This window comes from Thalassococcus sp. BH17M4-6 (assembly GCF_049323015.1).
Taxonomy (GTDB): domain Bacteria; phylum Pseudomonadota; class Alphaproteobacteria; order Rhodobacterales; family Rhodobacteraceae; genus Puniceibacterium.
This window is the reverse complement of sequence record NZ_JBMPGU010000001.1, coordinates 315,133-339,217: the sequence shown is the minus strand read 5'-3', so window position 1 is coordinate 339,217 and position 24,085 is coordinate 315,133. Positions and strand designations below refer to the sequence as shown.

The following is a 24,085-nucleotide window of genomic DNA, read 5'->3' as shown; positions in this document are numbered from 1 at the left end:
TCCCCCTTGCGGCCCGCCTGCAATCCGCCCCAATGAGTCATGCTGCAGTTGCAAAATGACCGGAGGATTCGGGCATGACACTTCCCCTGTCGGGCATCACCGTACTGGACCTGACCCATGTGCTCGCGGGGCCCTTCTGCGCCCTGACGCTGGCCGACCTCGGGGCCAGGGTCATCAAGATCGAACGCCCGGGCAGCGGCGATGACACCCGCGCCTTTCCGCCCTTCAAGGATGGCAAGAGCGCCTATTTCGCCGCCATAAACCATTCCAAGAAATCCATCGCGCTCGATCTCAAGAAAGACGCGGACCGCCTTGTTTTTGAACGGCTTCTGGCCCGGGCCGATATCCTGTTGGAAAACTTCCGCCCCGGCGTGATGGCACGGCTGGGCTATGGCTGGGACAGCCTGCACGCCACCCATCCCTCGCTTATCTACGGGTCGGTCTCGGGCTATGGCCAGACCGGCCCCGATGCCAAGCGCCCGGCCTATGACCTGATTGCCCAGGCTCGGGGCGGCGCCATGTCGATCACCGGGGAGCCGGGCCGCGAGCCGGTGCGCGCGGGCGCGTCCATCGGGGATATCGTGGCCGGGATGTACCTGACCCAGGGCATCCTGGCCGCGCTTTACGACCGGCAACAGAACGGCCGGGGGCGGCGCGTCGACATCGGGATGCTGGACGCGCAGCTGGCCATTCTGGAACATGCGCTGGCGATCACCACCGTCACCGGCAAGCCGCCTGTGCCAACGGGCACCCGGCACCCGTCCATCGCGCCTTTCGAAAGCTTCCACGCCTCCGATGGGCTCTTCGTCATCGCCGCCGGCAACGACGTGCTGTTTGAACGGCTCTGCATCGTGCTGAGCCTGCCGCTGGCCGACGATCCGCGGTTCGCCACCAATGCCGAACGCTGCCGCAACGCCCGGCTGCTCAAGCGCCTGATCGAGGCGGTGACGCTTGACGGGACAAAGGCCCACTGGATCGCCAAGCTGACGGCGGCGGGCATTCCCACCAGCGCGGTGCAAAGCATCGACCAGGTGCTGAAGGATCCGCAGATCCTGGCGCGGAACATGGTTGTCGATGTGCTGGACCGCAACGGCCGCGCGGCGTTCAAGGCCGCGGGTAACCCGATCAAGATGTCCGATGCCGAGGATCGCACCACCCGCGCCCCCGCCCCCGATCTTGACGGCAACCGGGGCGAGATCCTGCGCTGGCTGGACGAAGGCTGAGACCACCCGGGCCCGCGGGTGCCGCCGCACCCCACCTGACGCAATCTGACACAGAGGGTCGGTTCATGGCTTTCCCTGCGCCGCACAGGCGATATGGTGCGCCAAACCGCAGCAGGGATACCCCATGACCACCGATCCTCTTGTCGTCTTCACCCCGTCGGGCAAACGCGGACGCTTTCCCAGGGGCACGCCGGTTCTGACCGCCGCGCGGCAGCTGGGTGTCGACCTGGATTCCGTCTGCGGCGGGCGCGGCATCTGCTCCAAATGCCAGATCACCCCGTCTTACGGCGAATTCTCGAAACACGGGCTGACCTCGGCGCAGGGCGCATTGAGCGAATGGAACGCGGTCGAGGCGCGGTACGACGAAAAACGGGGGCTGAAGCCCGGGCGGCGGCTGGGGTGCCAGGCGCAGATCCAGAGCGACGTTGTGATCGACGTGCCCGCGGAAAGCCAGGTGCATCGGCAGGTGGTGCGCAAGGCAGCCTCGGCCCGGACGATCATCATGGACCCCGCCACCCGGCTTTACTACATCGAGGTGGACGAGCCCGACATGCACGAACCCACCGGCGATCTGGAGCGGGTCAGCCGCGCGCTTCGGCAGCAGTGGGAGATCGCCGAGATATCCACGGACTTGCCCACACTCGCCAAGTTGCAGCCGATCCTGCGCAAGGGTGGCTGGAAAATCACGGTGGCCCTGCACAAAAACGATAAAGACGCAAAACCGCACCTGATCGCCGCCTGGCCCGGCCTGCACGAGGCGGGGCTTTACGGTCTGGCCATCGACCTCGGCTCGACCACCATCGCGGCGCATCTCACCGATCTCGATACCGGGCTGGTCATCGCATCGGCGGGGGTGATGAACCCGCAGATCCGGTTCGGCGAGGATCTGATGAGCCGCGTGTCCTACGCGATGATGAACCCCGGCGGCGACAAGGAGATGACCCGCGCAGTGCGCGAGGCTATCGACACGCTCGCCACCGACATCGCCACCGAAGCGCGGATCGACCTGTCGCTGATCCTCGAGATGGTGTTCGTCTGCAACCCGGTCATGCACCACCTGCTTTTGGGCATCGACCCGGTGGAACTGGGTCAAGCGCCCTTTGCGCTGGCGACCTCGAACGCACTCAACCTCACCGCGCGCGATCTGGAACTCAAGGCGCTTGAACCGGCAGCCCCCGTTTACCTTCTGCCCTGCATCGCGGGCCACGTCGGGGCTGACGCCGCCGCCGTCGCGCTGTCCGAAGAGCCGGGCAAATCCGAGGATCTGGTTCTGGTGGTCGATGTCGGCACCAATGCCGAGATCCTGCTGGGCAACAAAACCCGCGTGCTGGCATGCTCATCGCCCACCGGCCCCGCGTTCGAGGGCGCGCAGATCTCCAGCGGGCAGCGCGCCGCCCCCGGCGCGATCGAGGCGATCCGCATCGACCCCGAGACCAAGGAACCGCGCTTTCGCATCATCGGGTCGGACCTCTGGTCGGACGAGGACGGATTTGACGCCGCCGCCGCCGCCAACGGCATCACCGGCATCTGCGGATCCGGCATCATCGAGGCGGTGGCCGAACTGCGGCTTGCCGGGCTGATGGACCCATCCGGCCTTTTGGGGTCGGCGGACCAGACCGGCACAGCCCGGATGATCCCCGAGGGCCGCACCCATGCCTATGTCATCCACGACGGCACGAAGGACGGCGGGCCGCTGATCACCGTGACCCAGGGCGACATCCGCGCGATCCAGCTGGCGAAATCGGCGCTTTATGCGGGCGCGCGGCTTCTTATGGACGAAATGCAGGTCGACAAGGTCGACCGGGTGGTGCTGGCCGGGGCCTTCGGCGCGCATATCTCGGCCAAGCACGCCATCGTTCTGGGCATGATCCCCGATGTGCCGGTGGAAAAGGTCACGTCCGCCGGCAATGCCGCCGGCACCGGTGCGCGCATCGCGCTATGCAACCTTGCCGCCCGGGCCGAGATCGAGCGGACAGTCCGACAGATCACCAAGGTGGAAACCGCGATCGAGCCGCGGTTTCAGGAACATTTCGTCGCCGCCAACGCGATCCCGCACAAGACCGACCCGTTCCCGGAATTGGCCAAGGTCGCAACCCTGCCCAACGTGTCGTTCAACGCCAAATCCGACGGCGGCGGGGGTGGGCGCCGCCGACGCCGCGCCTGACGTTATCGCTCTTGATCCCGGGGCCGGTTGCGGGTACGCAACGGTCCTGTGATGCGGGTATGGTGAAAAGGTATCACGAAAGCTTCCCAAGCTTCAGTTACGGGTTCGATTCCCGTTACCCGCTCCAATCTCTGACCCCTCGGCACATCATGGCGTATCTGACGCTTGGCGCTAGCCAAAACGCTTGCGCGGGGCCGCTGGCAGCGCTAGGAACAAATTAAGAACACGGCCGCAAGATAAATCGCGGCTTGATCTGGGCGACCACAACGGGTTGTATGTGCGAAAAAAGGGCGGGCAACATGCTGACATCCGTGGAACTTTGCGCCGGTGCGGGCGGTCAGGCCCTGGGGCTGGAAAAGGCCGGGTTCGCCCACACCGCGCTGGTCGAGATCGACAAGCACTGCTGCAACACCCTGCGGCACAACCGCCCCGAATGGAACGTGCTCGAGGAAGACGTGCGCCTCTTCAAGGAGCGCGCCGCCGATTACCGCGGCATGGACCTGCTGGCCGGCGGCCTGCCCTGCCCGCCGTTTTCCGTTGCGGGCAAGCAACTTGGCGAACGGGACGAACGCAACCTCTTCAACGATGCCATCGACATCATCGACGCCGCCCGTCCGCGCGCCGTAATGATCGAAAACGTGCGCGGGTTTCTGGACGCGGTGTTTCACGACTACCGCGAACGCCTGAAATCGAAGCTGGACAAGCTGGGATACACTACCGACTGGCGGCTGCTCAACGCGTCCGATTACGGTGTGCCGCAGTTGCGGCCCCGCGTGGTGATCGTCGCGGTGCAGAAGGCGCGGGCCGAGCTTTTCGACTGGCCCGATCCCAACCCGCACAACCCGCCGACGGTCGGGGCGACCCTGCGCGATCTGATGGCCGCGCGCGGCTGGCGCGGGGCCGAAGATTGGGCGGAAAAGGCGGACGAAATTGCCCCCACCATCGTCGGCGGGTCGAAAAAACACGGCGGCCCCGACCTTGGCCCGACCCGCGCGCGCGCGGCCTGGGCCACGCTGGGGGTCGAAGGCCGGACCATCGCCGCAGAGGCGCCGGACCCCGTCCACAACGGCATGCCGCGTCTGACCGTGCCGATGGTGGCCCGCATCCAGGGCTTTCCCGACGACTGGCACTTTACCGGCGCCAAGACCAACGCCTACCGGCAGGTGGGCAACGCCTTTCCGCCCCCCGTCGCACAGGCCGTGTCGGGCCAGATCGCCAAGACCCTGCGCAAGCGCGTCCTGCGCGCCGTTGGGGCCTGAGCTTTTCACCGCGCGCAAGCTGTGACAGCGTAGGCGCAGAGCCAGGAAACTCAGGACAGCGCGCGCGTGAAGAAGAGCATTCCCGAAAGCACCGTCATTGCGGGCCATCCCGATCACGACCTGCTGAGCCGGATCGCCGACCACATCGTGACGCGCGCGGGCGGTGCCGACGCATTGGCGTCGCGATTCTCCGCCATGCTGCGGCAATGCGTCGACGATGTGATTATGACACCCAAGACCGGGCGTCGGTCATACGACGAGTTGGAGAAGACGGAAAAGACCTATATCGGCACCCGGGTCGAGATCGAACTCCGCGCGCTGCTGAACCTGCCCAGGGGCAAGCTCGACACCGTGATCCTGGGCCACGATGTCGACATCAAGAATACCATGGGAAGCAACTGGATGATTCCGACCGAGGCGGTGGATCATCCCTGCATCCTCGTGGCCGCGGACGAGGCGCGCGCGGCCTGCTATCTGGGCCTGATCGTGGCCCGCCCCGATTACCTCACGCAAGGCCAGAACAAGGATGCGAAGAAGAGCGTGTCGGCCCTGGGGTTCGCCAACATCCTGTGGCTGCTACGGGATCATCCCTATCCGCCGAATGTCTGGCGCACCATCGCGCCGGATGTGATCGAACGGATCTTTGCCGGGACGACGGGCAATCAGCGCATGGCCACCCTGTTTCGCGAGGTGCAGCGCCAGCCGATCACCCGCGACGTGGTGCAGGCCGTGGCGCAGCAACAGGATTTCATGCGGCGCATCCGGTCCGATAACGGGCGCGGCACCCGCGATCATCTGGCACGCGAAGGCATCCTGCTGCTGTCGGGGCATTACGACGCGCCGCTGATCGATGCGTTGGGTCTGCCGGAATGTTCGGGCAGCGAGTTCGTCTCGTACCGCCCGGTGACCCGACAGGAGGCTGACCTGGCTGCGGCGCATGGCGTCCCCTTGGAACTGCGATCCGACGCCAGGCAGCTTCCTCTTTAGAGCGGGATCCAGACAGATTGAATCGCGCGCGAGCAGCCGCGTCATTGCAGTCGCGCGCGGATGCGATCAGGTCTTTCCGCTGCGCGCTTTATGTCAGCCAAGTCCGCACGCCACCGCCGCTTTGCACCAAGCTCAACCAAATCGCAGACGCGTGGGCGCGCGATTGCCCCTCTCGGCAGACTTGGCAAAGCCAAGTCGCCTGCCGGACAATGGATGGCGCGGCGGCCTTCGGCCTTGAGTCCGCGCCGGGTGCTTGGCTCGTACGTCCGCTCAAGACTGCTTCAAGCCAATCGTATCACACATTAGTCGGCCACCAGCCGGGCGCGCAGCTGCCGCACCGCGTGGCGCACCTCGTCGCGCACGGGGCCATGGCGGGGGGTGTCGCGCAAGGTGCTCAGCAGCGCCTCGGCAGGCTGCGCCTTGCGCACCCAGCTGAGCGCACGCAGGATCGACTGCGCCTCTGCAGGCAGGCGGTCGGGCACCTCGTGCCCCACGATCGTGGCCCAGACGCCCGACCACAGGCGCGCCACCGTCCAGGGGTTGTAGCCGCCGCCGCCCGACACGATCAGCCGGGGCGACAGCGCCCGTAGCGCCGCGACGGTGCGCCAGTGGGCGTTGTTGGACAGCGCCAGGCGCGACAGCGGATCCTCGGTCACCGCATCCGCGCCGCATTGCAGGAACACCGCGTCGGGCCTGAAATCGGCGGTGGCGGGCAGGATCACCTCGTTCAGCACAAGATCGAATTCGCTGTCGTTGAACCCGCGCGGCACCGGCAGGTTGAAGGCGGCACCGGCGGCATCGTCCTCAAGCGCGCCGGTAAAGGGCCAGCGCGCCGCTTCGTGGACCGAGATCATCCGCACCGCCTCGGACCCGTCGAACCCCACCGCCACGCCGTCGCAATGATGCGCGTCGATGTCGACATAGACGATGCGGCGCAGGCCCATGGAAAGCAGGCGCTTGATCGTCAGCACCGGTTCATTGAGATAGCAGAAGCCCGCGGCGTAATCCGGCATGCCGTGATGCGTGCCGCCGCCGGGGTTGTAGACCACGCCGCCATCGGCCACCAGTTCCGCCGCCAGCAGCCCGCCACCCACGGCGGTGGCGGGGCGGCGGTACATCTCGGGGAAGACGGGGTTCGACAGGCCGCCCAGCCCGTGCCGGTCGCGCATCAGGTCCGTGGCGCTTTGCGCGGCCTCGGCGGACATGAGCGCCGACACGTAAGGTTCTGTATGAAAGGGATAAAGCGCGCTTGGCTTGGCGCGTGGGCTGGTGCGGTAGTTGTCGGTGTCCAGCCACCCCAGATTGCGGCAAAGGTCGATCACCGTGGGCACCCGGGGGATCGACAGCGGATGCAGCCGTCCGTAGGACGAACCGCGGTAGATGTTGGAACCGATGAAAAGCGGGCGCATGGCGGCAAGGTAACCCACGCCCGCGCCGCGCCAAGGGCGCGCTATTCGGCCTCGGCCTTTTCCTCGAGCGTCAGCCATTCTTCCTCGGCCGCCGCCAGCGCCTCCTGACGGGTCACCAGCGCCTCTGTCGCTTTCTGGAACTTCACCGGATCGCGGGTGAAAAGCGCAGGGTCGGCCAGCAATTGCTCGAGCTTGCCGATCTCGGCCTCGAGCTTGGCGATGATGCCCGGCAGCGCCTCGAGCCGGTGGCGTTCGGTAAAGCTCATGCCCTTGGCCGCAGAGCCGGATTTCGCCGCAGGTTTCGCCGGGCGCGGCGCGGGCTTGGCCGGGGCATCCTCCGCAGGCGCCTTGCGCTGGCGGCGATAGTCGCTCCAGCCGCCAGCATAGACCGTGGCCTTTCCGCCGCCCTCAAGCGCGATGGTCGTGGTGGCGACGCGATCCAGAAAGTCGCGGTCGTGGCTGATCAGCAGCACGGTGCCGTCATAGTCGCCCAGCAGGTCCTGCAGCAGGTCCAGCGTTTCGACGTCCAGATCGTTGGTCGGTTCGTCCAGCACCAGCAGGTTGCTTTCGCGCGCCATGATCCGCGCCAGCAGCAGCCGTGCCTTTTCCCCGCCCGACAGGGCCCGGACCGGCGCGCGGGCCTGACGTTCGTCGAACAGGAATTCCTTGAGATAGCCCACCACGTGTTTGGGCTGGCCGCGCACCAGGATCTGGTCCGCCTTGCCCGACACCCGCATCTCGGGATCGCCGGTCAGGTTTTCCCAAAGCGAGGCGTCGGGATCGAGCTGCGCGCGGGTCTGATCGAAGATCGCGGGAACCAGGTTCGTGCCCTGGGTCACGGTGCCGCTGTCGGGTGCGATCTGGCCCATCAGCATCTTGACCAGCGTCGTCTTGCCCGCGCCATTGGGGCCGACGATGGCCACCCGGTCGCCGCGCTGCACGGTCAGCGTGAGGCCGCTGACGATGGTCTGATCGCCGAAACGCTTGGCGATGTCCTTGGCCTCGATCACCTTCTTGCCGGATTGGGGCCCGCTGCTCAGATCCATGGCCGCAGCACCCTGACGACGGACCATGCCCGCGCGTTCCGCACGCAGATCCTGCAGCGCGCGCACCCGGCCCATGTTGCGCTTGCGCCGGGCGCTGATGCCCTCGACCGCCCAACGGGCCTCGGACTTGATCTTGCGATCTAGCTTGTGGCGCTGCATGTCCTCGTCGTCCCAGACCTTGTCGCGCCAGGCCTCGAAGGCGGCGAAACCCTGCTCCTGGCGCCGCACAGCGCCTCGGTCGATCCAGAGCGTGGCGCGGGTCAGCTCGTTCAGGAAGCGCCGGTCGTGGCTGATCAGGACAAAGCCCTTGCGGGTGGATCTGAGCTCGTCCTCGAGCCAGCCGATCGCCTCGATATCAAGGTGGTTGGTGGGTTCGTCCAGCAGCATCAGGTCCGGGTCCGACGCCATCAGCTTGGCCAGGGCCGCGCGCCTGCGTTCGCCGCCCGAGGCGGTCGCGACCGGCTGATCGGGATCGAACTTGAGCCCCTCGCCCGCACGCTCCACCCGGTAAAGCTCTCCGGGGTCGAGGCTGTCGGTGGCATAATCTCCCAGCGTCTCAAACCCCGAAAGATCGGGATCCTGCTCCATGTAGCCCACGGAAATACCGCTGGGCACGGTACGCTCGCCGCGGTCGGGCTCCACCAGCCCCGCCATCACCTTCATCAGGGTGGATTTGCCCGACCCGTTGCGCCCTACCAGCGTCACGCGGTCGCCGGGCTGGACCACGAGGTCAAGCGCGTCAAAGATCGGATCGCCGCCGAAGGTGAGAGAGATGCCGGAAAGCTGAAGAAGGGGTATCTGTGCCATGCGCCCCGGCTAGGCCCGGTTGCGCAGCCCGTCAAGGTGGCGCGTTCCGTGCCACGGGGCGGCAGCGTTTTCTTTGAAGAAAACGGTCCGGAAAATTTGGAATTTTCCGGCGCCCTACCCGGCCACGGCGCGCAAGAGCCGCTTGCGCGCGGGTGGAATCGCCGCAACCTCGACCCCGGTAAAGACGTGCAGCGTGTTCATCCGCGCATCGACCACCGCGTGATCGCTGACCCAGCCGCCCATCAGCAGGTAGGTTCGCAAGAGCGGTGGCAAACCCGCCTGCGCCTTGCGCGCATCGGGCCGGTGCCGCAGCCGCGCGGCAAAGCGAAAGACATCAGGCGCCTTCACGCGCGGCCGCCACCGCCCGGGCGCCAGATGCCGGGCGCTCAGCATGGCAAAGGTGTCGTGATAGGCCTGCGCGTCGGTCCCCGCAAAGGACGAACAGCCGAAAAGCAGCTTGATCCCCGCCGCATCTACGTATGCGGTGATGGCCCCCCAGGCGACGCGCAGCACGTCCGGATCATGCACATCGGGGTGCAGGCAAAACCGCCCCAGTTCGACCATTGGCCCGTCGAAGGACGCAAGCGCTGTCAGTTCGTAGAACTGCGCCGAGTAGCTTTGCCCGATCTGCGCCCCGCTGGGCAGCGGCAGCAACCGGCAACAGGCGATCAGACGCCGGCTCGCCGCCTCTTCGATCAGGATATGCAGGCAGACAGCATCGAAGGCGTCCGCATCCAGCCCCGCCGTCTTGTGAAAAGCCAGGTGCCGCAATTCCTGCGCCGCGCGAAGATCCTCGGGCGTCTCCGCCAGCCGGGTGCGATAACGCCCCTTGTTCAGACCGATCATGCCGCTGCCCCCGACCGCTGCCATCCCGTTTGCCAGTGGCGTGTCAGAGATTTGCGGCAGGGCCATGACGCCCCGCCGTCAGTTCAGCAGGTTTTCGGCAGAAATTCGGCCGATGTTGCCAAAAAGCTTGCGGATAAAGCTGATGTCGGCATCGCCGGACCGGGTGATGCGGCGCGCGATCGGAACGACCTGGCCGTCCTGCAGACCGTAACGTTCGATATTGCGCACGATCCCGGCGTCGTCGAAGGAAATCGCCAGAACTTCGCGGTCCACCACCTCGGGCCGTTTCCACGCGTAATGCCGCACATCCGATTCGATGTAGTAGAAACCGCTGGAGTTCAGCACGCCCGAGGTCGAGGGCACGCCCACCAGATCCTCGACCGAAGCGCGGGTATCGACGCCGACGACAATCTGTTGCAGGTCTTGCTCGTTCGGCACGTAGCCATGGCTGCGGAAGCGTTCTGTACAGGCCGAAAGCGCGACACAGGCCGCCGCGAGAAGCATCAGCTTCATCCCAGATCGTGTCCCCTGCATGTCGCCCCTCTTGTCATGGCCTGAAACGCCTTCTATCCCGCTTACATAACGAAACAGGATCGTTCAAGTAAAGGAAACCCTACCCGTCATGGCAGCCCCCAAATCCGCACCCGGCGTTTTTCGCGTGGCGGCCCTCTCGACGGGCCAGCCGACGGCCTTCGACCTGCGCCCGGACGCCGAGGCACGGCGCGTCATCGCCGAGGAAATCGGCCTTCTGGCCCTGCGCAAGCTGAGCTTTGAGGGCACGCTGACACCGACGGGCAAACGCGGCTGGGAGCTGAACGCCACGCTGGGCGCCACGGTGGTGCAGCCCTGCGTCGTGACGCTCGAGCCCGTGACGACCCGCATCGACGAGCCGGTGATCCGGCAGTACCTGCCCGACCTCGACACCCGGCCGGTCGATCCCGGGGCCGAAATCGAGATGCCCGAGGATGACACGATCGATCCGCTGGGCGACGTGATCGACGCCTCTGCCGTGATGATCGAGGCGCTGAGCCTGGCGCTGCCGCTCTATCCCCGCGCGGATGGCGCGGAACTGGGCGAGGCGGTCTTTGCCGAGGACGGCACCACCCCGATCCGCGACGCCGATCTCAAGCCCTTCGCGGGCCTCGAGGCGCTGAAAAACAAGCTCGAGGACAAGGACTGACAGCCGCCCCGTGCAGCGCGGCAACAATCTGCTTGCGTCGGAAAATTTTGACCGTATTTTCGCGCCTTCATCAGGATTCTGGGTTGTATCGGTGCCTGCCATACGTCAAAGAGGCCCGACATCCCCACAACCGGGCATGCGCGCCATGCCCTATCACGAAAGATCGAGGTCGAGACATGGCCGTTCAACAGAACAAAGTATCCAAGTCGCGCCGCAACAATCGCCGCGCCCATGACGCACTTGTTGCCGGAAACCCGAACGAGTGCGACAACTGCGGTGAGCTGAAGCGCCCGCATCACGTCTGCCCGTCCTGCGGCCACTACGCCGAGCGCGAAGTCGTCGCCCTGAACGACGAGATCGACCTGGACGAAGACGCAGCCTGAGCTGATCCAGGGCCCTCCGCATGACCTCGACGCAGGATCAAACCAAGGCGGGCACGAAACAGGCTGTTCTGTCCATCGATGCGATGGGGGGCGATCTGGGGCCGGCGGCGGTTGTCGCCGGCATTGCCGCGTCCGCGAGCAAGAATTCCGATATCCGGTTCATCCTGCATGGCCCGGCCGAGGAGCTGCAGCGGCTGGTCGCCAAGAAACGCGGCCTGGCCGAGGTCTGCGAGATTCGCGATGCCAGCGGCGTCGTCAGCATGGACGACAAGCCCAGCCACGTGATGCGCAACGGCAAGAACACGTCGATGTGGTCGGCGCTCGATTCGGTGCGCAATGGCGAAGCGACGGTCGCGGTCAGCTGTGGCAACACCGGCGCGCTGATGGCGCTGTCGATGGTGCGCCTGCGCAAGCTGCCGGGCGTCAACCGCCCCGCCATCGCGATCCTCTGGCCTTCGCGCAACAGCCACGGCTTCAATGTCATGCTGGACGTCGGTGCGGACATCCGCGCCGATGCCCGCGATCTTTTGCAATACGCGCTGATGGGCGCCTCTTACGCCCGCAACGGGCTGGCGCTGGAACGTCCGCGCGTCGGGCTTCTGAACGTCGGCACCGAAGAGCACAAGGGCCGGGCCGAGCTGAAAGAGGCGCATGACCTGATCGGTGAGCACGCCGAAAGCGCCAACTACGAATTCGTGGGCTTTGTCGAAGGCGGCGACATTCCGGGCGATGCGGCGGATGTGATCGTGACCGACGGCTTTACCGGCAATGTCGCGCTCAAGACCGGCGAAGGCACCGCCAGCCTGATCGGCGACTTGCTGAAAGAAGCCTTCGCCTATTCGCCCCTGTCGCGGCTGGCATCCTTGCTGGCGCTGACCTCCCTGCGCCGCCTGAAGAAACGCATCGACCCGCGCCGGGTCAACGGCGGCGTCTTCCTGGGGCTGAACGGCACCGTGGTGAAATCGCACGGATCGGCCGACGCCACCGGCATTTCCGCCGCGGTCAAGCTGGCCTTCAAGCTGGCGCAGACCGGCTTTGGCGACAAGGTCGCCGCGCGCGTCGCATCGACCGTGGCGCTGGACGAGGCCCCCAAAGACACCGGCGCTTCCGAGGAAACACAAACATGACCCTTCGCGCCGTGGTCGCCGGTGTCGGCCATTATCTCCCCGCCCGCGTGGTGCCGAATTCGGAATTCGAACGCACGCTCGACACATCGGACGAATGGATCCGTTCGCGGTCGGGCATCGAACGCCGCCACATCGCGGCCCCGGGCGAAACCACCTCCGGCATGGCAACGCAGGCCGCGCTGGCGGCGCTCAGGGATGCGGGGCTGGGCCCCGATGACGTCGACGCCATCGTTCTCGCCACCTCGACCGCCGATCTGACCTTTCCCTCGGCAGCGACCATGGTGCAGGCCGAATTGGGCATGACCCGCGGTTTTGCCTTCGACGTGCAGGCGGTCTGCGCGGGCTTCATCTACGCGCTGACCAATGCAAATGCGCTGATCGTGTCAGGCCAGGCCAACCGCGTGCTGGTGATCGGGGCGGAAACCTTCAGCCGCATCATGGACTGGTCCGACCGGTCGACCTGCGTGCTGTTCGGCGACGGCGCGGGCGCGCTGGTGCTCGAGGCGGCGCAGGGCACCGGCACCAATGCCGACAGGGGCGTGCTGTCGACCGACCTGAACTCCGACGGACGGCACCGCGAGATCCTTTATGTCGACGGTGGTGTGTCGACCCAGACCACCGGCCATCTGCGCATGGAAGGCAAAGAGGTGTTTCGCCACGCGGTCGAAAAGCTCGCCGCCACGGCCACCACGGCGCTGACCAAGGTCGGGCTGACCGGGCAGGATGTCGATTGGGTGGTGCCGCACCAGGCCAACATCCGCATCATCCAGGGCACCGCGAAAAAGCTGGGTCTGCCGATGGACCGCGTTGTCGTGACCGTGCAGGACCATGGCAACACATCTGCCGCGTCGATTCCCCTGGCGCTGTCGGTGGGTCAGGAACGCGGGCAGATCAAGCCCGGCGATTTGGTCGTGACCGAGGCGATCGGCGGCGGTCTGGCCTGGGGTGCCGTGGTTCTGCGCTGGTAGCAGTTCGCCCACCGCCTAAAATCCGTGTTCCAAGCCGTTGATATTGACTCGGAAAATCACAACCGCCTATGCTGCCCAAAATCTGGAGGAATGGTTATGGGCGACAAGACCTTGACACGCATGGACCTGAGCGAGGCCGTGTTTCGCGAGGTGGGGCTTTCGCGCAACGAAAGCGCCGAACTGGTGGAAAGCGTTCTGAGCCATATGTCCGACGCGCTGGTCGCGGGTGAGCAGGTGAAGATCTCGTCCTTCGGCACTTTTTCGGTACGTGACAAGGCCGCCCGGGTGGGCCGCAACCCCAAGACCGGCGAAGAGGTGCCGATTCAGCCGCGCCGCGTGCTGACCTTCCGGCCGTCGCACCTGATGAAAGACCGCGTCGCGGACGGCAACAGGCGCTGAGGCGAACAGATGGCAAAATCCCGCGACGCGTTCCGCACCATCAGCGAGGTGGCGGAGTGGCTTGATACACCCGCGCATGTGTTGCGGTTCTGGGAAAGCAAGTTCAGCCAGGTGAAACCGGTCAAACGTGCCGGAGGGCGCCGCTATTACCGCCCCGCCGACATGGAATTGCTGGGCGGGATCAAGCGGTTGCTGCATGATGAGGGCATGACCATCAAGGGTGTGCAGAAGATCCTGCGCGAACAGGGTGTCAAGCATGTGAGCGCCCTGTCCGACCGGGTGGATGAGGAGGAGGCCGTGGCCGACGCCCCGTTCATCGATGCGCCCGAAGCATCGGAAACCGTCGTGCCCTTCGCTCCCGTCTCTGCCGCTGGACCCGAGCAGGAGGAAGAATCCGCGCCCGAACCTGCGGCAGAAGCTGATCCCGCACCGGAGCCAGAGCCCGATCCGGAACCTGCGCCAGAGACACAGCCCGAGGAAGCGCCCTTGTCCGCTGCCCCGGTCGCCGAGGACATGCCAGCCATGGCGGAAACCCCGGCCCCGGTGGAAGAGGTCGCGGCCGAGCCGGTGTCTGAGGACGTAGCCCCGGCAGAAGATGCGCCAGCGGAAGAGCATTTCGCGCAGGACGACACCCAAAGCCCCCTGCCCGACTTCCTGCGACAGCCGCTCAGCGCCGATGCCGAAACGCCGACCGAAGACGAGACGCCTCCTGAACTCACGCCCGCGCCGGAACCCGAGGTCGCCGCCGTGCCAGGGGTCGCACCCGTGCCAGAGGTTGCCGACGAGGCCGATGTCGCGGCAGAGCCGGAAAAGGCCGTCGAGCCGGATGTCGCAGCCGCCCTCGAACCCGACCCCGAGCCCGAGCCGGACGAAGGCCCCGCGCCGGCCCGCGCGATCCCCGATCTGCCCGACCTTGACTCGATCACCGTCAGCCCCGGCGCGATGACCGCGCTTGTTGGCATCAAAGGGCTGTCTGCCGACCAGGCCGCCGAGATCGCGCCGGTGCTGGTGCGGCTGCGGGACCTGCAGGACCGACTGACCGCCTCCCGGCGATAAGACCGCGCGTCAGGCGCAATTCGGGCTTGCCCCCACACGCAAATCCGGTATGACACCCGCAGTCGGGCTATAGCGCAGCCTGGTAGCGCGTCCGTCTGGGGGACGGAAGGTCGCAGGTTCGAGTCCTGCTAGCCCGACCAGCTACCACACTTGCGGGGCACAGTTTCCCCCAAGAGCGCATTATAAGCGCATTTTCTGCTCCCCCTCGTGAAATCGACTTGATAATCAAGGGCACCACGAAGGAGAGGCGCATGACCGGCGTTCTGGCAAGCCAACAGATTTCGCAGATGATCGCCGACGGCACATTGTCGGCCGAAACGCCCGTTATGGATGCGCAGATCCAACCTGCCAGCCTCGATCTGCGGCTGGGGTCGGTGGCCTACCGGGTGCGCGCATCGTTTCTGGCCGGGCGTGCCGCCAGCGTGGCCGACCGCATCGCGGAGTTCGAGATGCACCGGGTCGATCTGTCCGACGGCGCGGTGCTGGAAAAGGGCTGCGTTTACGTGGTGCCGCTTCTGGAACGGCTGGATCTGCCGCAGGGCGTGCAGGCCATCGCCAACGCCAAAAGCTCTACCGGACGGCTTGATCTGCTGACCCGCACGATCACCGATGGCGGGGTCGAATTCGACCGCATCCCCGAAGGCTACAGCGGCCCGCTTTACGCCGAAATCTGCCCGCGCTCGTTTTCGGTACTGGTGCGCCCCGGCATGCGGCTCAATCAGATCCGGTTCCGCAAGGGCCGATCAGTGCTGAGCGACACCGAACTGGCGGCGCTGCACGACAGCGACAGCCTGGTCAACGGCGGCCCGGCGGTGATCAGCGACGGCCTGGGCTTTTCCGTCGATCTGCGCCCCGAGGGCACGGACCTCGTCGGCTACCGCGCCAAGCCGCATACCGGGGTGATCGACCTCGATCGGATCGGCCAGTTCGACCCGGCCGAGTTCTGGGAAGAGATCCGCACCGACCGAGGCCGGATCATCCTAGATCCGGATGCCTTTTACATCCTCGTCAGCCGCGAAGCGGTGCATATCCCGCCCCAGTATGCTGCGGAAATGGCGCCTTATCTGGCGATGGTGGGCGAATTCCGGGTGCATTACGCGGGCTTCTTCGATCCCGGTTTTGGCCATGCGGATGCGGGCGGCAGCGGCTCTCGCGGCGTGCTCGAGGTGCGCTGCCACGAGGCGCCCTTCGTGCTGGAACACGGTCAGATCGTCGGGCGGCTTGTCTACGAGCGGATGGCCGAGGTCCCCGCGCAGCTATACGGCACGGGGATCGCGTCGAACTACCAGGGCCAGGGCCTGAAACTGTCGAAACACTTCCGCGCCTGAACACTGCGCGCAGGCTCAGGTGCCCTCGGGCCTCGGGATCGGTCGGCCTGTGGCAGGGCGCGGCGCGTCGTTCTCTTCCCGCGTCTCCGCAACCGGGGCCGCATCGTTGGTGGTGTCGCCGTTCTTGTCTTCGGCGGTCTGGTCGGTTTCGGGCTTGTCCTCAGGCTTGGACTTGTCGGCGCTGAAGACGCTCCGTCCGAATTTGGCGATGCTCGAGAACGCGCTTTCCGCCATGAATCCCGACACGAAGGCCAGGAACGCCACGGTGAAGGGGCTGAGTTCAAGCCGCCCCTCGGACCCGCCACCCTGCGTCAGCATCAGCATGCCCGACCCTGCAAAGAGAAAGATGCCGATGGCCGCCGCAATGCCTTCGCCCAGCGTGATCAGCAGGCGCGAGACACGCGGGTTGGCAAGGTCCAGAAACGCGGTGCGCGAATAGGCCACCAGCGTGCCAAGCGCCCCGGCGGCGATGGTCGCCAGCAGCGTCACCATGATGGTCTGGGATTTGACCAGCGACGGCAACGGGTTGATGAAGCCCCAGCCGCCCAGCGATACCCAGCGGGCGCGAAACTCCGAATCCGCTGGCAGCTTCTCCAGCAGCTTTTCGCGCGCCGTTTCGACCGAGCTTTGCCGCTTCAGGTGGTGCGAGCGCATTTCGTGCTCTCGCTCCATATCGCTCAGCGCCCCTTCGAGGCTTTGCGCGGTTTCGCGGGATTTGCTGTTCGCCTGCTCCAGATCGGTGGCGATCCGCGCGGCGGTTTCGCGGGCCTTGGTGATCTCGGGCTCGGGCACGTCGTCCAGGAACGCCGCGCTGGCGATCTGCGTCAGTCCGGCCGAGATATCGGCGCGCGCCGCGAGGCGGGGTTCCAACGCGTCGCGGTCCGTCACCTCGAGCCGCGGCAGAAGCCGTTTGAGGTGCTGCTCGCCCTGTTGCAGCAGCCGCGATACGCCAAGTTCTGCCGCCTGAGCCTCTGTCCGGACGGTGTCGCGCGTGGCGGTGGCCCGAGCGATCCGTTCGTTGGTGGCTTCGATCTGTGCTTGCAGATCGTTGATCTGGGACTGCAGGTTTTCGTCCTGCTTGATCAGGTAGATCAGATTGTCGAGGTCCGTCACCTCGGAGCCGCTATCCGCAAGCTCGCCATTCCAGTCGGTCCGGATCACGTAGGCGGAAAAGCTGATCACCACGAGGTAGACGCAAATGGCATAGAGAACGACCAGCATCACCCCCGCGGTGACGGTGTTGGTCCGTTGATTGAACGCGAAAAAACGCCCGTTATCAGAGTCGGTCATCGGAATACATCCATCAAAATCGGTTGAGCAATAATTGGAAAAGCATACCACAGATTGCCGCCGCCGACAACGACCCAGCGTCAAGCCAGGGAACCGGCAGGCTTTCGCGCAGCGCCGCTCACAGCTCGGCAGAAAGCCACTCGCATTCTGTAACACGCTGATTTTGCGTCGGAACCGGGGCGGCTGCGCGCGGCTTGTCTGTCCGAAGGCGCAAGAGCCTTGAACACAAAATGGAAGGACCAGACCATGCAACTCAAGAAGATCGCACTCTTTTCGACCGCCATCGTCAGCATCGCCGCAAGCCCGGCCCTCGCCGCGCTCAGCGCCAGCGCCACGACCGACCTCAACTTCCGCGCTGGTCCCGGGCCGCAGTATGAAATCCAGTCGGTCATCCCCGCCGAAGCGGACGTGGAGGTGCTGGGCTGCCTGGAACAGGGCGAATGGTGCGAGGTCAGCTTTGACGGTCAGACCGGCTGGGCTTACTCGGCTTACCTGACCACCCCGGTCGAGGATCAGCCGGTCGTGCTTTATGAGGCGCCCCAGACGGTCGAGATCGAAACCGTCACCTATGACGACGGCGACAAGGCCATTGGCGGTGCCGCCGGTGCCGGATGGGGTGCTGCCGCGGGCGCGCTTCTTGTGGGTGGCCCTGCCGCCATCGCCGCAGGTGCCGTTCTGGGCGCCGCAACAGGCGCCGCCTCGACCATCGACGAGGAAACCGTGACCTACGTGCGGCAGAACCCGGTGGAACCGGTCTATCTGGACGGTGAAGTCGCCGTTGGCGCTGGCGTGCCCGAGACGGTGGAAATCTACGAAATCCCGTCGGCGGACTACAGCTATGTCAACGTGAACCAGCAGTTGGTTCTGCTTGACCCCGAAACCCGCCGCATCGTGCAGGTGGTGCGCTAAGCGCACGGATGCGCGGGGGGCCGCCCCCGCGCGTCAATCGCGCCTTGGGGCGGTCAGAACCGTCCCATGCGGCGCGTGGCACGGGCGGCCTGCCGGGCACGGCGGGCCGCCTGTTTGCCTTGTCGGGCCTGCTGGCGTTCCTCGGGGGTCATATCCTCGCGCGCGCGTCCCTTCTTGCCAAGAACGCGGTCCACCCCGGCATTCACGCCCTTGTTCAGAACCCGGCGAAAGATCATCCGGGTGACCATGTTGATAAGCTGGTTGGCGTTCATTGCGCCGATCCTTTCTGCTGCCTCACCGGATCTATAGCAGGAAATTGTGCAGATTTCAGGGCTTTCGGCGCGGCAATGCGCTCAATCGTCCTCGAAAAGCTCGCTCTGGCCTTCGTTGGTGGCCTCTTCGCTGTCGACATCGCCCTCTCCGCCGAGGGGCAGCGCACCAGGGGGCGGGCGATTGTCCAAAAGCCCGGCCGAGCGCAATTCCTGCAGCCCCGGCAGATCGCGCGCGGATTCAAGGCCGAAGTGATCAAGAAAGGTCGACGTGACGACAAAGGTGACGGGGCGCCCGGGCGTCATCTTGCGGCGGCCGAACCGGATCCATTCCATTTCCAGCAGCTGATCCACCGTGCCCCGCGATACCGACACGCCGCGGATTTCCTCGATCTCGGCGCGGGTGACGGGTTGGTGATAGGCGATGATCGCCAGCGTTTCGATGGCCGCACGGCTGAGCTTGCGGGTCTCAACCGTTTCCTTCTGCATCAGGAACCCCAGATCGCCCGCCGTGCGCATCGCCCAGTTGTCGCCGATCTTGACCACCTGCACCCCGCGTCCCTCGTAGCGGCGGCGCAGATGCACCAGCGCCTCTGCTGCGTCGCAACCGTGCGGCATGCGGTCGTTGAGTTCCTTCACCGACACAGGTTCAGCGGTGGCAAAGAGGATCGCCTCGACCATGCGTTCCTGTTCGGCCATCACCGGGGCGGCAAACAGGCTTTCGCTCTGCTGAGGTTCCGTCCCGTCGTCCGTCATTTGGGGGTCTTCATCCGTCATCACGGCCCTCGCGGCGGCGCAGCTGAATGGGCGCGAAAAGTTCGGACTGGCGCAGCTCGGCCTTGCCTTCCTTGACCAGTTCGAGCGATGCGGCAAAGGTCGCCGCCGTGGCCGAGCGCCATTTGACCGGATCCACGTCCCAGCCATCGGGCAGGTAGGACGAAATATCGGTCCAGGTTCCGGCAAAGCCGATCATCCCACGCATCCGGTCCAGCGCCTGTTCCATGGTCCAGACGGAATCGCGGTCCATCACGAAGGGGCGGAATTCGTCGCGGGTGCGGATGCGGGCATAGGCCTGCATGAGGTCGAGCAGGTTGGCAGTGTATTTCACCGCACGCACCCTTTCGACCTGCTGGGTGTGACCGCGAGCAAAGAAATCCCGGCCCAGCCGGTCGCGCCCCATCAGCCGCGCCGCGACCTCGCGCATCGCCTGCAGGCGTTCCAGCTGAAAGGCCAGATGCGCGGCCAGATCCTCGCCCGACGGGCCCTCCTCCTCGGGATCGGGCGGCAGCAGCAGGCGCGATTTCAGAAAGGCCAGCCAGGCCGCCATCACGAGGTAGTCGGCGGCCAGTTCGATGCGCAACTCCTTGGCCTTGTCCACAAAGGCCAGGTATTGCCGCGCCAGCGCCAGGACCGAGATCTTGCGCAGATCGACCTTTTGCGTCCGGCTGAGCGTCAGAAGCAGGTCAAGCGGGCCTTCGAAGCCGTCCACATCCACGATCAGCGCTTCGGCGGCCAGACGGTCGGCGACGCTTTGCGGATCGGGGGTGAAGGTGTCGGGTTCAGTCATCGGCAGGCTTCAACGGCAGCGCACCCAGCTTGTGCTTCAGGCTTTCGATGTCAACCTCTTCGGGGGCGCGGCGGGCGGCGATGGCGGCCTTGGCGCGGGCCTGCGCCGCCGCGTCCGCCTGCCCCACCCGGTCCATCAGGGCCCGCATCTCTTCCAGATCGCCGTTGCAATGCAGCACGAAATCGCAGCCAGCTGCCAGCGACGCGGCCCCGCGTTCCGCCACCGTGCCCGACAGCGCCTGCATGGAAATGTCGTCGGTCATGATCAGCCCGCCAAAGCCGATGTCGTCACGGATCAGGCTCATCATCTTTGGCGATATGGTCGCCGGATCGGGGTCCAGCGCGCTGTAGACGAGATGCGCGGTCATGCCCATCGGCAGATCGGCAAAGGCGCGGAACGGCGCAAAATCGACCGCATCCAGCGTCTGCACGTCCGCGTCGATGCGCGGCAGCTCCAGGTGGCTGTCCATCTGCGCCAGCCCGTGCCCCGGCATGTGCTTGATCACCGGCAACACCCCGCCCGCCATCAGCCCGTCTGCCACGGCCCGGCCGATGGCGATCACCCGATCGGGCGTCGTGCCATAGCAGCGGTTGCGCAGGAAGGGATGTGTGCTGTCGCGCGCCACGTCCAGCATAGGGGCGCAGTTGGCGTCGATGCCGACGGCGCGCATCTCAAGCGCGGTGATCTGGAACCGCAGCGCCATGCCCTGGGCCGCATTGTCACCCAAGGCCCGCACGTGATCCAGCGGCGCAGGCCAATCGGTTGCCAGTGGCGGGCGCAGGCGCTGCACGCGACCGCCTTCCTGATCGAGGAAGATCGGCGCGTCCCATCCAACACTCTCGCGCAGATCGGCGCACAGCGCGCGGGTCTGATCGCCCGTGTCGATGTTGCGGGCGAACAGGATGAAGCCGAAGGGATTGGCCTTTTGGAAAAACGCCCGCTCTTCGGGCGTCAGGACCGGCCCGGCGCAGCCCAGGATCGCCGCACCGAAACGGCCGCTCACCGGGTGACCACCGGGATGCAGTCGGCGTTCTCCGACACGAAGGCGGCGCAGAAGCGGCGCGCATCCGAAAGATCGGCGAATCCGTGCGCGCGCAGGCGGTAGAACACGCGCCCGCCGCTGGTCGCGCGCTGGATCACCCGCGACTTGCCGGCAAGGTAGTCGCCAAAGCGCTCTTCCAGCCGCGCCCATTCGGTGCGCGCGACCTCGGGGCTGTCATAGGCGCCCAGCTGCACCAGTCGGGTGCCGCCAGGCAGCGTTTCGGGGTCGACCTCGGGCGTTTGCGGCACGGCAGCGATCTCAGCGGGCGACCGCACCACGGTGCTGAGGGTCACGGGCCGGGTCTGCGGGCGCAGCGACCGGGCAACGCCGCCGTCGAAAGTGCGGGTCGCGGCTGCCGGCTCTGCCTCTGCCGCGCCCAGAGTGGCGATCACCGGGGCGGTTTCGGGCGCCTCGGCCCCGGCGTCAAAGATGGGTTCGATATCCGCGGCAATCTGGTCGGCCAGCGCCTGGATCGGATCGTCGGAGGCGGGAGTGTCAACCTCGGTCGCCGCGACCTCCGCGCCCGCCTCGTCCTCGTCGATGTCCTCCGACAGCGACGCCGCGGTCACGGTTTCGCGCGCCGACTGCGCCGTGCTTTGTGCTGTCATCTCGCCCAGTGGCAGATCCTCGCCCGCAAGCTGCACGGGCTTCGGCGCCAGGCGCAGGGTATCGGCGGGGTCTGCCGCCGTTCCGCGACCGGCCACGGCGTTCACCGACAGGCCCTGGTGATCGGCGGCCAGCCCGCCGGGGTTTTTCGGCGCGATGCGCATCGGGCCTTGGGTGGCTTCGACCACCGGCACGCCGGTCACGTCGCGCACCAAAAGCCGGTAGCCCCAGACGCCGACGCCCGCGATCAGCGCCAGCGACACCAGCGCGCCCGCCCAGTTGGTCATATTCGCCAGATTGCCCTTTGGTCCGCCCCCGCCTGCAACGGGGCCCGCCTGATCGTAGGTCGCCATGTCTGCCTCTCTGCCCCCGACGGCATGCCGTCGGACGTCTCTTGCCACTGCCTCATCCGGCGATGGCGCGCTTTTGTCAGCGCATCTCGGTTGCCGGAGTTACGCCCAAGATACCAAGACCGGCGGAAATAACAACAGAGACAGCCCGCGCCAGCGCGATTTTCGCCTGGCTGGTGGCGGCGTCACCCTCCTGCAGGAAGCGCAACGCCGGTTCGTCGTTGCCACGGTTCCACAGGCTGTGCAGGTCCGAGGCAAGCTCGAACAGGTAAAACGCCACCCGGTGCGGTTCGTGCGTACGCGCCGCAATCTCGACCAGACGCGGCCATTCGGCGAGCTTTCTGGCCACGGCCAGTTCGGACTCGTGCGTCATCCCGCTCAGATCGGTCTTGAGCAGCGTCGCGTCGCTGCAATCGATACCCGCCTCTGCCGCCTTGCGCAGAACGGAACTGATCCGGGCATGGGCGTATTGCACGTAAAAGACGGGGTTGTCCTTCGACTGTTCCTTGACCTTGTCGAAATCGAAATCGAGCGCGGCGTCCGATTTGCGGGTCAGCATGTGGAACCGCGCGGCATCGGGGCCGACCATCTCGACCACATCGCGCAGCGTGACGAAAGTGCCAGCCCGTTTGGACATCTTGAACGGCTCGCCATTCTTGTAGAGCTTCACGAGCTGGATAAGCTTGATATCGAGCGGCACACGCCCGTCCGACAGTGCCGAAACGGCAGCCTTCATACGCTTGACGTAGCCGCCGTGGTCGGCGCCGAAGATGTCGATCAGCATGTCGAAGCCGCGTTCCACCTTGTCATAGTGGTAGGCGATGTCGGGGGCGAAATAGGTCCAGCTGCCGTCCGATTTCATGATCGGGCGGTCCACGTCGTCGCCATGGGCGGTGGATTTGAACAGTGTCTGTTCGCGCGGCTCCCAGTCTTCGGGTTTCTTGCCCTTGGGCGGTTCGAGCGTGCCGCGATAGATCAGGCCCTTGCCGCGCAGCGTGTCGATGGCCGTCTCGATGAGGCCGGTGCCATAAAGCGACTTTTCGCTGAAGAAATGATCCATCCGCACCCCGAGCGAGGCGAGATCGTCGCGGATAAGCGCCATCATCGCGTCGGTGGCAAAGGTGCGCACCTCGTCAAGCCAGACCTCTTCGGGCTGATCCACATAGGCGTCGCCGACCTTGGTCTTGAGCGCCTCGCCCACCTCGATCAGGTAGTCGCCGGGATAGCTGCCCTCGGGCCAGTCGACGCTGAGGTCATGCGCTTCGAGATAGCGCAGGTAGACCGACCGGGCGAGCACATCGACCTGCGCGCCGCCGTCGTTGATGTAGTATTCGCGCGTGACGACATAGCCCGCATAGGCAAGCAGGGACGCTGTGGCGTCACCCACGATGGCGCCGCGGGCATGGCCCACGTGCATCGGGCCGGTGGGATTGGCGCTCACGTATTCGACATTGACGCGCGCGCCCTGCCCCATGGTCGACCGGCCGTAGTCAGTGCCGCCCGCGATCACTGCATGCGCCATGCCCTGCCAGACCGACGGCGCGAGCCGCAGGTTCAGGAACCCAGGCCCCGCCACCTCGGCCGCAGTGACGCGCGGATCGTCGGTCAGCAGCGGTGCCAGCGCCTCGGCGATGTCGCGCGGCTTCATCTGGGCGGGCTTGGCCAGTACCATCGCGGCGTTGGTTGCCATGTCGCCATGCAGCGGATCGCGCGGCGGTTCGACCGTGACGGGCCCGAGGTTCAGCCCCCGGGGCAAGGTGCCCCGGCCCTGCAGGACGGCGATGGCGTCGGTCACAAGGATGCCGATGTCGGTGAAAAGGTTCATGGTCGTGCTCCGCTCTGTTGGCGCTCCTCTAGCATGGCGGTGAGG

General features: G+C 66.0%; 23 protein-coding genes and 2 tRNA genes. 14 read left to right on the top strand and 11 right to left on the bottom strand.

What is annotated here, in order from left to right:
- Positions 1-74 precede the first annotated feature (74 nt).
- The 5 genes from ACOXXX_RS01520 to ACOXXX_RS01500 all read left to right on the top strand — a co-directional run bounded on the left by ACOXXX_RS01520 (position 75) and on the right by ACOXXX_RS01500 (position 5,633).
- Positions 75-1,223 carry a CaiB/BaiF CoA transferase family protein gene (locus tag ACOXXX_RS01520; RefSeq protein WP_422824768.1) on the top strand — a complete coding sequence of 383 codons (1,149 nt, stop codon included), beginning with the start codon at positions 75-77 and terminating at the stop codon, positions 1,221-1,223.
- A gap of 124 nt (positions 1,224-1,347) precedes the next feature.
- Positions 1,348-3,387, top strand: coding sequence for an ASKHA domain-containing protein (locus tag ACOXXX_RS01515; RefSeq protein WP_422824767.1), 2,040 nt, complete (start codon positions 1,348-1,350; stop codon positions 3,385-3,387).
- Between the two features lie 53 nt (positions 3,388-3,440).
- Positions 3,441-3,514, top strand: a tRNA-Gly gene (locus tag ACOXXX_RS01510).
- A 172-nt stretch (positions 3,515-3,686) separates the two neighbouring features.
- Positions 3,687-4,646, top strand: a complete 960-nt coding sequence (locus ACOXXX_RS01505) for a DNA cytosine methyltransferase (protein WP_422824766.1) — start codon at positions 3,687-3,689, stop codon at positions 4,644-4,646.
- A 66-nt stretch (positions 4,647-4,712) separates the two neighbouring features.
- The gene (locus tag ACOXXX_RS01500) at positions 4,713-5,633 is read left to right on the top strand and encodes a NaeI family type II restriction endonuclease (protein ID WP_422824765.1); all 921 of its coding nucleotides are present in this window, start codon (positions 4,713-4,715) and stop codon (positions 5,631-5,633) included.
- Positions 5,634-5,935: 302 nt separating this feature from the next.
- On the opposite strand, the gene ACOXXX_RS01495 is transcribed toward ACOXXX_RS01500, so the two are convergent.
- The 4 genes from ACOXXX_RS01495 to ACOXXX_RS01480 all read right to left on the bottom strand — a co-directional run bounded on the left by ACOXXX_RS01495 (position 5,936) and on the right by ACOXXX_RS01480 (position 10,254).
- Positions 5,936-7,042, bottom strand: coding sequence for an acetoin utilization protein AcuC (locus tag ACOXXX_RS01495; RefSeq protein ID WP_422824949.1), 1,107 nt, complete (start codon positions 7,040-7,042; stop codon positions 5,936-5,938).
- 41 nt (positions 7,043-7,083) lie between these two features.
- The gene (locus ACOXXX_RS01490; RefSeq protein WP_422824764.1) at positions 7,084-8,895 is read right to left on the bottom strand and encodes an ABC-F family ATP-binding cassette domain-containing protein; all 1,812 of its coding nucleotides are present in this window, start codon (positions 8,893-8,895) and stop codon (positions 7,084-7,086) included.
- A 114-nt stretch (positions 8,896-9,009) separates the two neighbouring features.
- Positions 9,010-9,741 carry a GNAT family N-acetyltransferase gene (locus ACOXXX_RS01485; protein WP_422824948.1) on the bottom strand — a complete coding sequence of 244 codons (732 nt, stop codon included), beginning with the start codon at positions 9,739-9,741 and terminating at the stop codon, positions 9,010-9,012.
- Positions 9,742-9,819: 78 nt separating this feature from the next.
- Complete coding sequence (locus ACOXXX_RS01480) at positions 9,820-10,254, bottom strand: outer membrane protein assembly factor BamE (protein ID WP_422824763.1); 435 nt, start codon at positions 10,252-10,254, stop codon at positions 9,820-9,822.
- A 109-nt stretch (positions 10,255-10,363) separates the two neighbouring features.
- Here ACOXXX_RS01480 and ACOXXX_RS01475 point away from each other — a divergent pair, with 109 nt between their 5' ends.
- The 8 genes from ACOXXX_RS01475 (at position 10,364) to ACOXXX_RS01440 (ending at position 16,182) form a co-directional block, all read left to right on the top strand.
- Complete coding sequence (locus ACOXXX_RS01475) at positions 10,364-10,921, top strand: YceD family protein (RefSeq protein ID WP_422824762.1); 558 nt, start codon at positions 10,364-10,366, stop codon at positions 10,919-10,921.
- A gap of 176 nt (positions 10,922-11,097) precedes the next feature.
- Positions 11,098-11,304, top strand: coding sequence for a 50S ribosomal protein L32 (gene rpmF, locus ACOXXX_RS01470; RefSeq protein ID WP_114510376.1), 207 nt, complete (start codon positions 11,098-11,100; stop codon positions 11,302-11,304).
- A gap of 20 nt (positions 11,305-11,324) precedes the next feature.
- On the top strand, positions 11,325-12,431 hold the full coding sequence (gene plsX, locus ACOXXX_RS01465) for a phosphate acyltransferase PlsX (RefSeq protein WP_422824761.1): 1,107 nt from the start codon (positions 11,325-11,327) through the stop codon (positions 12,429-12,431).
- Entirely contained in the window at positions 12,428-13,399 is a 972-nt protein-coding gene (locus ACOXXX_RS01460; protein ID WP_422824760.1) for a beta-ketoacyl-ACP synthase III, read from the top strand. The genes plsX and ACOXXX_RS01460 overlap by 4 nt, the downstream gene beginning before the upstream one ends.
- 96 nt (positions 13,400-13,495) lie before the next feature.
- Complete coding sequence (gene ihfA, locus ACOXXX_RS01455; RefSeq protein ID WP_422824759.1) at positions 13,496-13,798, top strand: integration host factor subunit alpha; 303 nt, start codon at positions 13,496-13,498, stop codon at positions 13,796-13,798.
- Positions 13,799-13,807: 9 nt separating this feature from the next.
- On the top strand, positions 13,808-14,854 hold the full coding sequence (locus tag ACOXXX_RS01450; RefSeq protein WP_422824758.1) for a MerR family transcriptional regulator: 1,047 nt from the start codon (positions 13,808-13,810) through the stop codon (positions 14,852-14,854).
- A 63-nt stretch (positions 14,855-14,917) separates the two neighbouring features.
- A tRNA-Pro gene (locus ACOXXX_RS01445) sits at positions 14,918-14,994 on the top strand.
- A gap of 111 nt (positions 14,995-15,105) precedes the next feature.
- Positions 15,106-16,182, top strand: coding sequence for a 2'-deoxycytidine 5'-triphosphate deaminase (locus ACOXXX_RS01440; protein WP_422824757.1), 1,077 nt, complete (start codon positions 15,106-15,108; stop codon positions 16,180-16,182).
- 15 nt (positions 16,183-16,197) lie between these two features.
- On the opposite strand, the gene ACOXXX_RS01435 is transcribed toward ACOXXX_RS01440, so the two are convergent.
- Positions 16,198-17,472, bottom strand: coding sequence for a hypothetical protein (locus ACOXXX_RS01435; protein WP_422824756.1), 1,275 nt, complete (start codon positions 17,470-17,472; stop codon positions 16,198-16,200).
- Between the two features lie 246 nt (positions 17,473-17,718).
- Here ACOXXX_RS01435 and ACOXXX_RS01430 point away from each other — a divergent pair, with 246 nt between their 5' ends.
- Entirely contained in the window at positions 17,719-18,381 is a 663-nt protein-coding gene (locus tag ACOXXX_RS01430) for a DUF1236 domain-containing protein (RefSeq protein WP_422824755.1), read from the top strand.
- Positions 18,382-18,434: 53 nt separating this feature from the next.
- On the opposite strand, the gene ACOXXX_RS01425 is transcribed toward ACOXXX_RS01430, so the two are convergent.
- The 6 genes from ACOXXX_RS01425 to argS all read right to left on the bottom strand — a co-directional run bounded on the left by ACOXXX_RS01425 (position 18,435) and on the right by argS (position 24,040).
- Positions 18,435-18,653 (bottom strand): hypothetical protein, encoded by a 219-nt coding sequence (locus ACOXXX_RS01425; protein ID WP_422824754.1) that lies wholly within the window; start codon positions 18,651-18,653, stop codon positions 18,435-18,437.
- Positions 18,654-18,734: 81 nt separating this feature from the next.
- Complete coding sequence (gene scpB, locus ACOXXX_RS01420) at positions 18,735-19,406, bottom strand: SMC-Scp complex subunit ScpB (protein ID WP_422824753.1); 672 nt, start codon at positions 19,404-19,406, stop codon at positions 18,735-18,737.
- Between the two features lie 10 nt (positions 19,407-19,416).
- On the bottom strand, positions 19,417-20,217 hold the full coding sequence (locus ACOXXX_RS01415; protein WP_422824752.1) for a segregation and condensation protein A: 801 nt from the start codon (positions 20,215-20,217) through the stop codon (positions 19,417-19,419).
- Positions 20,210-21,220 carry a beta-N-acetylhexosaminidase gene (gene nagZ / locus ACOXXX_RS01410; RefSeq protein ID WP_422824751.1) on the bottom strand — a complete coding sequence of 337 codons (1,011 nt, stop codon included), beginning with the start codon at positions 21,218-21,220 and terminating at the stop codon, positions 20,210-20,212. Before nagZ ends, ACOXXX_RS01415 begins: the two co-directional genes overlap by 8 nt.
- A complete protein-coding gene (locus tag ACOXXX_RS01405) occupies positions 21,217-22,218 on the bottom strand; it encodes an SPOR domain-containing protein (protein WP_422824750.1) in 1,002 nt (333 codons plus the stop codon). The genes nagZ and ACOXXX_RS01405 overlap by 4 nt, the downstream gene beginning before the upstream one ends.
- A 76-nt stretch (positions 22,219-22,294) precedes the next feature.
- A complete protein-coding gene (argS, locus tag ACOXXX_RS01400; RefSeq protein WP_422824749.1) occupies positions 22,295-24,040 on the bottom strand; it encodes an arginine--tRNA ligase in 1,746 nt (581 codons plus the stop codon).
- Between the last annotated feature and the right edge of the window lie 45 nt (positions 24,041-24,085).

Coding starts and splice junctions, on each gene's coding strand:
- ACOXXX_RS01520 (WP_422824768.1), top strand. CDS start 75: ATGACACTTCCCCTGTCGGGCATCACCGTACTGGACCTGACCCATGTG.
- ACOXXX_RS01515 (WP_422824767.1), top strand. CDS start 1,348: ATGACCACCGATCCTCTTGTCGTCTTCACCCCGTCGGGCAAACGCGGA.
- ACOXXX_RS01505 (WP_422824766.1), top strand. CDS start 3,687: ATGCTGACATCCGTGGAACTTTGCGCCGGTGCGGGCGGTCAGGCCCTG.
- ACOXXX_RS01495 (WP_422824949.1), bottom strand. CDS start 7,042: ATGCGCCCGCTTTTCATCGGTTCCAACATCTACCGCGGTTCGTCCTAC.
- ACOXXX_RS01490 (WP_422824764.1), bottom strand. CDS start 8,895: ATGGCACAGATACCCCTTCTTCAGCTTTCCGGCATCTCTCTCACCTTC.
- ACOXXX_RS01485 (WP_422824948.1), bottom strand. CDS start 9,741: ATGATCGGTCTGAACAAGGGGCGTTATCGCACCCGGCTGGCGGAGACG.
- ACOXXX_RS01480 (WP_422824763.1), bottom strand. CDS start 10,254: ATGAAGCTGATGCTTCTCGCGGCGGCCTGTGTCGCGCTTTCGGCCTGT.
- ACOXXX_RS01475 (WP_422824762.1), top strand. CDS start 10,364: ATGGCAGCCCCCAAATCCGCACCCGGCGTTTTTCGCGTGGCGGCCCTC.
- rpmF (WP_114510376.1), top strand. CDS start 11,098: ATGGCCGTTCAACAGAACAAAGTATCCAAGTCGCGCCGCAACAATCGC.
- plsX (WP_422824761.1), top strand. CDS start 11,325: ATGACCTCGACGCAGGATCAAACCAAGGCGGGCACGAAACAGGCTGTT.
- ACOXXX_RS01460 (WP_422824760.1), top strand. CDS start 12,428: ATGACCCTTCGCGCCGTGGTCGCCGGTGTCGGCCATTATCTCCCCGCC.
- ihfA (WP_422824759.1), top strand. CDS start 13,496: ATGGGCGACAAGACCTTGACACGCATGGACCTGAGCGAGGCCGTGTTT.
- ACOXXX_RS01450 (WP_422824758.1), top strand. CDS start 13,808: ATGGCAAAATCCCGCGACGCGTTCCGCACCATCAGCGAGGTGGCGGAG.
- ACOXXX_RS01440 (WP_422824757.1), top strand. CDS start 15,106: ATGACCGGCGTTCTGGCAAGCCAACAGATTTCGCAGATGATCGCCGAC.
- ACOXXX_RS01435 (WP_422824756.1), bottom strand. CDS start 17,472: ATGACCGACTCTGATAACGGGCGTTTTTTCGCGTTCAATCAACGGACC.
- ACOXXX_RS01430 (WP_422824755.1), top strand. CDS start 17,719: ATGCAACTCAAGAAGATCGCACTCTTTTCGACCGCCATCGTCAGCATC.
- ACOXXX_RS01425 (WP_422824754.1), bottom strand. CDS start 18,653: ATGAACGCCAACCAGCTTATCAACATGGTCACCCGGATGATCTTTCGC.
- scpB (WP_422824753.1), bottom strand. CDS start 19,406: ATGACGGACGACGGGACGGAACCTCAGCAGAGCGAAAGCCTGTTTGCC.
- ACOXXX_RS01415 (WP_422824752.1), bottom strand. CDS start 20,217: ATGACTGAACCCGACACCTTCACCCCCGATCCGCAAAGCGTCGCCGAC.
- ACOXXX_RS01405 (WP_422824750.1), bottom strand. CDS start 22,218: ATGGCGACCTACGATCAGGCGGGCCCCGTTGCAGGCGGGGGCGGACCA.
- argS (WP_422824749.1), bottom strand. CDS start 24,040: ATGAACCTTTTCACCGACATCGGCATCCTTGTGACCGACGCCATCGCC.